Origin of the sequence: Enterococcus sp. AZ020 (assembly GCF_050499205.1) — a bacterium.
In the GTDB taxonomy this organism is placed as follows: domain Bacteria; phylum Bacillota; class Bacilli; order Lactobacillales; family Enterococcaceae; genus Enterococcus_L; species Enterococcus_L dunnyi.
In genome coordinates this window covers 1-7,848 of the sequence record NZ_JBIPAT010000002.1, presented here as the reverse complement: position 1 = coordinate 7,848, position 7,848 = coordinate 1, and the positions used below count along the sequence as shown (strand labels likewise).

Here is a 7,848-nt window from a genome sequence, read left to right as displayed (position 1 = left end):
CTAAGTGAGTGCCGCCATGTGTCTGATTGAATTGTTGATTGATCAAAGCCGAGAAGGCTTTTTTATTTTGTCTAAATAACAAAAGGGGCAGAAAAGGGGCAACTTATTTCACTATAATTCGATAGAATCCAACTTGTCAATTACGCTTGCTTTAGACTTTTTAGTAACATGAGTATATATTTTCATTGTTGTATCAACATCAGAATGTCCTACTCTTTCCATGATCGTTTTTATATTTACATCGAGTTCCGCTAACAACGAAATATGGGAGTGCCTAAAGATATGACTGGAAACTTTCTTGTTAATCTTCTTATTGCCTAGTTTATTGTTAGCTGTATTTAATGATGCATTAAAAGAGTTTAATTGGATTGGCTTTCCTGTTTTTCCGACAAACAAATAGGTTGTCTCGTTTTTATATTTCACTTCATGTTCTAAGATAAGTTCTTCTAAAATTTCGCTTACTCGTTTTGATACTCCAATAGTACGAAAAGAGGACTTTGTTTTTGGTAGTTGCTTTTTTGCATCTCTGTAACCACTAGAGTAATCTAACGTTCCATTTATAACAATTGAATTTGACTCTAAATCTATATCCTCTTTGGTTAAGCTGACAGCCTCACCAAATCTTACTCCAGTTAAATACATAAATTCTGCTAGTCTGGCCATAGGGACGCTTTGATGAGACTCCCTTAGAACTTCTAGCAATCTAGCCACTTCATCTTTTTCCAAATACTTATCTGAAGTACTTTCAAATGATTCAATTGTATCCGCAGGCTTTAAGACTGATACTCTCGTTATTGGGTTAACAGCGATGTACTCCATATCAAGTGCATAATTAAAAGCCATATTCAACACACTTTTGAATTTTTTTGAATACTCAAAAGAGTGTGGAAGATCATTAATAAAAGTTTGAAAAAATTTTGTATCAGTATTCTTGATTAATGCATCTGTATCAATATGATTTTTTATGTAATCAATTATTTTTTGATAAGCCACAACGGAAGAGGGGCGAACGGTTTGCTTGTGTTGCTTCCACCATTCATTTATTAGTTCATCTAGAGTAAGATTAGATTTAGATTTGAGGTTGATCGCTTTAACAATTTTTTCATCAAGTTCTTTTTGAGCTTGTTTTCTCGCTTGATTAGATTTTGAATTCAAAGTTACAGATACTCGCTTGTCTTTTTCGGTATAGGGATCTTTGTAACGTTCAATAAATTTATATTTTCCATTACTTAATTCTTCCATCCACATGTTGTATCACTCCTTGTATTTTGATACAATAAGCATAACTAAATAAGCCTATTGGGGTTTTATTTTTAACGTACATTCTTCTTGGTCGGAGGGGTACGTTTTTTTATTTTACTCTTAATGACATACCAGGTTCTATGACAGAATCAAATGATAAGCCATTTAGCGATAGTAACTCATCCACAGATATGCCGTTTCTTTCAGCAATTTGATTAAATCCATCAAAAGTTTGAACCTCGTCATATACTGGCTCATTATTTTCTACAGGCTGTTCTTCACTATTTGGAATCGATTCATCAACAATTTCTTCACTTTCAGGCTGTTGTGTTTCTTGCAACACTGTAGCACTCTGACTTGTTTCAGAAGTACTTTCGTTAGTTGAACTACTAGTTGATGTAGACGATCCTTTTGTACTAGAAATAGTTGACTGTTCTACTTTTGAAGAACTAATGGAATCATCTGTTTTACTAGAATTATTCGTACAACCTACTAATGCAATTAAAGCAACACTTAACAAAAATATTTTTTTCATTTCTAAATCCCTCCATAATCCTTGAGTTTTGGAAATAATAGACTATCTATTCAAATGGGTTTACTTCAAATGGATTTGTTTCAAACTTAAACGTATTTGTATTTTTCGTTTCCGTTTTCCAGTCAGTTAATAGTTCTTGTTGGAAAAATGATGTTTTCTCTCCGCAAGTTGGACAAAACCTAAAATTGCCATCTAAGTTCCCTCTACATCCATTTTTTGGTCTAAAATGATATGGTTCGTGATTACCATAACTGTCATAAAAATCATCACCTATGCACACATTATGAATATATGTGGAGCATATTGGGCAGTAATTGAAATCATCATTTAGTTCATCATATTCACATACTGGACATGTGATTGGGGTGCCTGCTGCATTGGTTTCAATTTTTGAATATTTCATTTCTATTCCTCCAAATTCTCTAAAAATAGGAAGGCTTCCTAAAGTTATTTTCCACAAATTTTGTTGTCCACAAATACTACAATATTTCGCATCTTGAAATGAAAATTCCGCATTACAATCATCACAGTGATACAAGTTCGAGTATTTAAAGTTAATTTGAGATAGATAAGATAATATTTGATTTTTGTTTGTCATGTTTATTCTTTTGAGTACACTCGAATTTCTATTATCTAAGTTTATACTATTCAATCGTACGGTCGATGCTTTGTAAGTGAGACCGAAGATTGATTGAATGGCATTTATCTCATCTCCAACTAATTTTGCAATATCACTTGGCGAAAGAAAGTTTCTAGCAAAACAATTGGCTTCCTTCTCTAAGCATTCATGTTCTTCAGAGTACGGAACAAGCGAATTATACATTAATTCAGTTTCTTCGAAATCCTCTAAGTGATTCAGAAAAAAATGACCGAGTTCGTGTGCTAAAGTAAAACGAATCAAACCTTCAGGTAATGTATCATTGTATGCTATGAAGTACTTTCCTTTGTCGTTTCTAAATATATAACCTAATTTAGTTTTATAAGCCTCACCAATTTGATCAACTGTGACATTATTTTTTTTAGCTAAGGTAGAATATTTTTTCAACTTAATTCCAAAATCTTTACATACTTTTTGAACATTAATAGGAAAAGAATCTACATTTCGTATGTAAAGGGCATCTAAAGCAAACGTAGTTGAGCGAACATATCTAGGCTGTTTAGGAATTTTAGTCATCGTCATCATCTTCTTCTTGCATTTGTAATAGAAGACGTTCAAACAGATCTTGCTTATCTTCGTCAAGTTGGTCAAAGCCTCGGCCTATTGCTCGACCTTTTGGCGACATAGTTGAAGAGTTTGTGTTTATTTCTGGATCATCAGTTCTACCAAGAAGATAATCAACAGAAACATTAAAATATTCAGCTACTTTTTCTAAATTATCAGCTTTAGGAATATTAGTCTTCCATTTATACAGGTATTGCTCGCTAAATCCAAGTTTAACAGATAATTGTGGAATAGAAATTTTTTGTTTTTTTGCTAGCATAGAAAGTCTTTCGTATAAAGTCATATAAGCCCCTCTCTACACGCAAAAACGTTATATAATGTAAAACTTTGCATTTTTATGTTTACAAATATAAAGTTTTACATTATACTGAGCGTGTAAGTTAATTGGATAGAGAAAAAGCACATTAAAAAATATCTAAAATCATGAAGTTTGCCGACCTGATGTATTTTTATGTTTTTAATACGCTTATTTAACTATGATTCAATAATATAAAACTTTACATTATATGTCAATAGGAATGTAAAGTTCTATCCAATTTTCTTTCTAAAATTATTAGAAAGGAGAACGGAGATGAGTAATATCGAAAACGGACGAGAAGCGGTTAAATCTTTTATGAAGAAGAACAATGTCTCTGAAAGAGATTTAGCAACTGCATACGGACGGTCGCGCACTTGGGTCCAAAGAGTGTTGGCTGGTAAAGATAAAGGTCCAGCAGTAAATGCTTTCATATTAGAAATTATTAGAGATCATAAAATTAGATGAAGGAGGAAACATAAAATGAAATTAGTAGAAATAAAAAATAACCAACCAGTAACAACTAGTGTACAAGTAGCCGAAAATTTTGAAAAACGACATGATCACGTTTTACGAGATATTGCAGGGATTGAAAAAGATGTCCCCAATTTTGGGGAGATGTTTTTTGAAGGAATCAAGCAAGATTCTTACAATCGAGATCGAAGAGTTATTTATATGAATCGTGATGGCTTTAGTTTATTAGCAATGGGATTCACTGGTAAAAAAGCATTGAAATTCAAGTTACAGTATATTGAACAATTTAACAAAATGGAAAATCACATCAAGCGACAACTTCCAAATACTTATAAAGAAGCTTTACTTCAGTTAGTAGAACAAGTTGAAGCAAATGAAAAGCTTGAAGAACGAGCATTAGTAGCGGAACAAATTAATTTGGAATTAAGACCAAAAGCGACATATTACGATCTGATTCTTCAAAATGATAGCTTGATATCTATCACTGGAATTGCGAAGGATTATGGTTGGAGCGCCAAAAAGATGAACGAATTTCTTCATCAACTAGGTGTCCAGTTTAAACAAAGTAAAACTTGGCTACTATATCAAAAATATGCAGATAAAGGGTATACGCAAAGTAAAACTAGCGTAGTAAATGGAGGGAAAAATACTGTTATGCATACGTATTGGACTCAAAAAGGTCGGCTATTTATCTATGATTTGTTAAAAAAAGAGGGGTATCTGCCAATCATTGAACGTGAAAAAGAATCAGCATAGGAGGGGTATCAGTGTCTAAAGAAACATATATCAACATCATCGATTTGCCTCAAGCGTGGATGGCAAAGGATGAAGCGATTATTTACTTTGGCTATAAATTGCACAAAGCCTTATTTCAAAAGTTATTGAAAGAATTTAAGGAGCATGAAAAATTCAAAGAAGGATATCGTTTACCAACATCAAACATGCCGACTATAGATATTCAAAAATTCGATGAATTTCTTAAATGGCGAGAAAAAAATAAGTACAAGAGGAACAAATCATGAAACTACCAGCAATACTAATCCTACTATGCTTATCCATTATCTGTTTTTTCAGCAGGTGAGAAGGTACAAGGTAGCATATTTCTAGTTGTAGTGTGGGTAGTAGTTAATCTATCTCTTATATGGAAGGAAGAAAACGAATGAAACACAAATTTTTCAAAGCATTAGACGAAACGCCGTTTGTTCTATTTCTAGCCGTTATGTCAAGTCTGTGGGTAGTTGCTGGAATGATAATCATCATTCTCTGCATTTTAAATAGCACATTGAAATTGAAAGATATTCCTATGGCTCTGTTTGTTGTCTCTACGTCGCACATGTCAATTTGGATAGGCTTAGCTGTCATTTTTACTTATGTCATTGTTCGGACGTTGGATTTTCATTCATATGTGGTCGGACGTAAAAGATTAAATTAGGAGGAAATATTATGAAACAAACACTAGTTAGTTATCTATCACAGTACGACAAGGGAATGAGTGACAAAGAACTTGCCAATAAATTAGGTATTTCACCGAAAACGATTCAAAAAATCAAAGAAGGTAAATATGAGCCCAGTGTGAAGTTAGCTTTAGAACTTGCCAAAGTCTTAGGTTGTACTGTAGAAGATTTATTCGTTTTAGTTGGCGGTGAAACCAATGCTTAATCCAGAACAAAGAAGATTAGTAGTAGGTGCAATCAAAGACAAAGTTGATAACTATGCTGAATTACTCAGACATGAAAATGCTAAGCCCTTAGTTGATCAAGATACGAAGTTGATTAACCAGCTTACTAAAATGTATCACGAATACGATGAAATTTTGAATGAAGTTCAGAGAGTGGGTGTTTAGATGTGCTTGAACTAAACAAAATTTACAACATGGACTGCCTTATAGCTATGCGGCAGATACCAGATAAAAGCATCGATATGATCCTATGCGATCTGCCGTATGGTACTACTCGCAATAAGTGGGACAGTGTTATTGATTTAGATAAACTTTGGGAGCAGTACGAGCGAATCATCAAAGATAATGGGGCGATCGTACTTACTGCTCAAGCTCCATTTGATAAAGTTCTTGCTGCGAGCAATCTAAAATTGTTGCGTTACGAGTGGATTTGGGAAAAGACTTCAGCAACTGGTCATCTTAACGCAAAAAAGATGCCAATGAAGGCACATGAAAATGTCTTGGTGTTTGGTAAACAAGATCACGATCATCTACTGGTCTTTTATAAAAAATTACCAACTTACAACCCGCAAAAGACAAAAGGACATACCCGTAAAGTTGCAACAGCATACCATAAGCGTAACAGTAATAAATCAACAAATTACAATGATTATGGGTTAGTGAGTTATGACAGTACTGAGCGCTATCCTCGTAGCATTTTAACTTTTGCGACTGACAAGCAAACATGCGCTATTCATCCAACTCAAAAACCAGTCGCACTCTTTGAATATCTGATAAAGACATACACAAATGAGGAGGATGTAGTGTTTGATGGATGTAGCGGATCGGGGACAACTGCAGTAGCTGCTATTAATACGAATCGCCAATATATTTGCATGGAACTTAAAAAAGAATATTTTGATAAATCCGTTGAGAGGATAAAACAAGAGCCTGCATCGTCTGCAAACGATACAAGCCATTAAATAAATATTTAGACAGCTACATTGTAGCATATTTTAGGAGGAAAAAGAATGAGCCATTTCACAGTAGCAGTTATTACAGAAAAGGGAACTGAACAGGAAGTCGATAAATTACTTGCTCCATACCAAGAGAATAATATGGGGGATTGTCCACAAGAATATCTTGAATTTAATGAAGATGATGATTGTGACATTGATGAACAAACAGGAAAAAAAGGGTACTGGGAAAATCCAAATCGCAAATGGGATTGGTACAAAATCGGTGGTCGTTGGTCTGGACTTTTGAAACTAAAAACAGGTGAAAAAATTAACGTTGCTCAAATAAAAGATATTGATCTTTCTTTAGATCAAGCTGCTTATGATGAAGCAATTCGTTTTTGGGAAGTAATTGTGGAAGGACTTCCGAAACAAGAGGGAGAAGAATTTCACAGTTTTTGGAAACCTGAATATTATGTCGAAACATATGGGACAAAAGAAAAATATGCAATGGATGTAGCTGAGTTCAGTACATTTGCAATGGTTCTTCCAGATGGTAAATGGACTGAAAAAGGGGAAATGGGTTGGTTTGGGATTGATGACTCAACCTCTGAAAGTCGTCAGGAATACAAGCAAACATTCAAAGAAATTCTCGAAACTAAATCAGATTATTATATCACTATCGTTGATTGTCATATCTAAGGAGGATTCACATGTCAGTAAAAATAAATAAATTAGAAATCGAAAATGTTAAGCGTGTCAAGGCGGTTAAAATTGAGCCGACAGCAAGTGGTTTGACAATCGTTGGTGGAAATAATAACCAAGGTAAAACAAGTGTGTTAGATGCAATCGCATGGGCATTAGGTGGCAACAAATATAAACCTAGCCAAGCGAGCAGAGAAGGTTCAGCTATTCCACCACATCTGCATATTGTAATGAGTAATGGCTTAATAGTGGAGCGAAAAGGAAAGAACAGCGATCTAAAAGTAATTGATCCAGAAGGCAACAAAGGTGGACAGCAGCTCCTCAATAGTTTTGTGGAAGAGTTGGCCATTGATCTCCCCAAATTCATGGAATCAACTGGAAAAGAAAAAGCTCAAACACTTTTACAAATTATTGGTGTAGGGGATCAGTTAGCTAAAATCGAGCATGAAGAACAGCAAATTTATAATCAACGTCATGCAATCGGTCAAATAGCTGATCAGAAAGAGAAATTTGCTAAAGAGCAGTTGTATTATCCTGATGCACCGAAAGAGCTTGTGTCAGTGTCCGAATTGGTTCAACAGCAACAAGAGATTTTAGCGCGCAATGGTGAAAATCAGAGGAAAAGGCAAAACGTTGCGGAATTGTCAGCACGATACGAGCAAGAGTCGCAACGAATTGAATTAGTCAAGAACCAGCTTAAAGAACTTGAAGAGCAACATTTCAAAACGTATGAAGATTTATCTACTGCTCAAAAGTCTGCTG

The 7,848-nt window shown here is 34.4% G+C and carries 13 protein-coding genes; 9 read left to right on the top strand and 4 right to left on the bottom strand.

Annotated features, from left to right (window positions below; genetic code table 11):
• Positions 1 to 111 precede the first annotated feature (111 nt).
• From IGI58_RS17970 to IGI58_RS17955, 4 genes are all read right to left on the bottom strand, one after another.
• Positions 112 to 1,248 (bottom strand): tyrosine-type recombinase/integrase, encoded by a 1,137-nt coding sequence (locus IGI58_RS17970; protein ID WP_429955436.1) that lies wholly within the window; start codon positions 1,246 to 1,248, stop codon positions 112 to 114.
• Between the two features lie 103 nt (positions 1,249 to 1,351).
• The gene (locus IGI58_RS17965) at positions 1,352 to 1,777 is read right to left on the bottom strand and encodes a LysM peptidoglycan-binding domain-containing protein (protein WP_429955439.1); all 426 of its coding nucleotides are present in this window, start codon (positions 1,775 to 1,777) and stop codon (positions 1,352 to 1,354) included.
• A 46-nt stretch (positions 1,778 to 1,823) separates the two neighbouring features.
• Positions 1,824 to 2,951: an ImmA/IrrE family metallo-endopeptidase gene (locus IGI58_RS17960; protein ID WP_429955441.1), complete on the bottom strand. Its 1,128-nt coding sequence runs from the start codon at positions 2,949 to 2,951 to the stop codon at positions 1,824 to 1,826.
• The gene (locus IGI58_RS17955) at positions 2,944 to 3,282 is read right to left on the bottom strand and encodes a helix-turn-helix domain-containing protein (protein WP_429955443.1); all 339 of its coding nucleotides are present in this window, start codon (positions 3,280 to 3,282) and stop codon (positions 2,944 to 2,946) included. The genes IGI58_RS17960 and IGI58_RS17955 overlap by 8 nt, the downstream gene beginning before the upstream one ends.
• A 288-nt stretch (positions 3,283 to 3,570) precedes the next feature.
• Between IGI58_RS17955 and IGI58_RS17950 the strand changes: the two genes are divergently transcribed.
• The 9 genes from IGI58_RS17950 to IGI58_RS17910 form a co-directional block, all read left to right on the top strand.
• Entirely contained in the window at positions 3,571 to 3,762 is a 192-nt protein-coding gene (locus tag IGI58_RS17950; protein WP_429955446.1) for a hypothetical protein, read from the top strand.
• Between the two features lie 15 nt (positions 3,763 to 3,777).
• Positions 3,778 to 4,524 (top strand): phage regulatory protein/antirepressor Ant, encoded by a 747-nt coding sequence (locus IGI58_RS17945; RefSeq protein ID WP_429955448.1) that lies wholly within the window; start codon positions 3,778 to 3,780, stop codon positions 4,522 to 4,524.
• Between the two features lie 59 nt (positions 4,525 to 4,583).
• Positions 4,584 to 4,790 carry a hypothetical protein gene (locus IGI58_RS17940; RefSeq protein WP_429955463.1) on the top strand — a complete coding sequence of 69 codons (207 nt, stop codon included), beginning with the start codon at positions 4,584 to 4,586 and terminating at the stop codon, positions 4,788 to 4,790.
• Positions 4,791 to 4,927: 137 nt separating this feature from the next.
• The gene (locus IGI58_RS17935) at positions 4,928 to 5,200 is read left to right on the top strand and encodes a hypothetical protein (RefSeq protein WP_429955450.1); all 273 of its coding nucleotides are present in this window, start codon (positions 4,928 to 4,930) and stop codon (positions 5,198 to 5,200) included.
• 11 nt (positions 5,201 to 5,211) lie between these two features.
• Positions 5,212 to 5,427 (top strand): helix-turn-helix transcriptional regulator, encoded by a 216-nt coding sequence (locus tag IGI58_RS17930; protein ID WP_429955452.1) that lies wholly within the window; start codon positions 5,212 to 5,214, stop codon positions 5,425 to 5,427.
• The gene (locus tag IGI58_RS17925; protein WP_429955454.1) at positions 5,420 to 5,611 is read left to right on the top strand and encodes a hypothetical protein; all 192 of its coding nucleotides are present in this window, start codon (positions 5,420 to 5,422) and stop codon (positions 5,609 to 5,611) included. Before IGI58_RS17930 ends, IGI58_RS17925 begins: the two co-directional genes overlap by 8 nt.
• A gap of 2 nt (positions 5,612 to 5,613) precedes the next feature.
• The gene (locus IGI58_RS17920; RefSeq protein WP_429955456.1) at positions 5,614 to 6,408 is read left to right on the top strand and encodes a DNA-methyltransferase; all 795 of its coding nucleotides are present in this window, start codon (positions 5,614 to 5,616) and stop codon (positions 6,406 to 6,408) included.
• Between the two features lie 48 nt (positions 6,409 to 6,456).
• The gene (locus IGI58_RS17915; protein WP_429955458.1) at positions 6,457 to 7,083 is read left to right on the top strand and encodes a hypothetical protein; all 627 of its coding nucleotides are present in this window, start codon (positions 6,457 to 6,459) and stop codon (positions 7,081 to 7,083) included.
• A gap of 11 nt (positions 7,084 to 7,094) precedes the next feature.
• Positions 7,095 to 7,848 (top strand): AAA family ATPase (locus IGI58_RS17910; protein WP_429955461.1); only part of this gene is annotated, 754 nt, incomplete at its 3' end.

Coding starts and splice junctions, on each gene's coding strand:
- IGI58_RS17965 (WP_429955439.1), bottom strand. CDS start 1,777: ATGAAAAAAATATTTTTGTTAAGTGTTGCTTTAATTGCATTAGTAGGT.
- IGI58_RS17935 (WP_429955450.1), top strand. CDS start 4,928: ATGAAACACAAATTTTTCAAAGCATTAGACGAAACGCCGTTTGTTCTA.
- IGI58_RS17940 (WP_429955463.1), top strand. CDS start 4,584: ATGGCAAAGGATGAAGCGATTATTTACTTTGGCTATAAATTGCACAAA.
- IGI58_RS17930 (WP_429955452.1), top strand. CDS start 5,212: ATGAAACAAACACTAGTTAGTTATCTATCACAGTACGACAAGGGAATG.
- IGI58_RS17945 (WP_429955448.1), top strand. CDS start 3,778: ATGAAATTAGTAGAAATAAAAAATAACCAACCAGTAACAACTAGTGTA.
- IGI58_RS17950 (WP_429955446.1), top strand. CDS start 3,571: ATGAGTAATATCGAAAACGGACGAGAAGCGGTTAAATCTTTTATGAAG.
- IGI58_RS17915 (WP_429955458.1), top strand. CDS start 6,457: ATGAGCCATTTCACAGTAGCAGTTATTACAGAAAAGGGAACTGAACAG.
- IGI58_RS17925 (WP_429955454.1), top strand. CDS start 5,420: ATGCTTAATCCAGAACAAAGAAGATTAGTAGTAGGTGCAATCAAAGAC.
- IGI58_RS17970 (WP_429955436.1), bottom strand. CDS start 1,248: ATGTGGATGGAAGAATTAAGTAATGGAAAATATAAATTTATTGAACGT.
- IGI58_RS17955 (WP_429955443.1), bottom strand. CDS start 3,282: ATGACTTTATACGAAAGACTTTCTATGCTAGCAAAAAAACAAAAAATT.
- IGI58_RS17960 (WP_429955441.1), bottom strand. CDS start 2,951: ATGACTAAAATTCCTAAACAGCCTAGATATGTTCGCTCAACTACGTTT.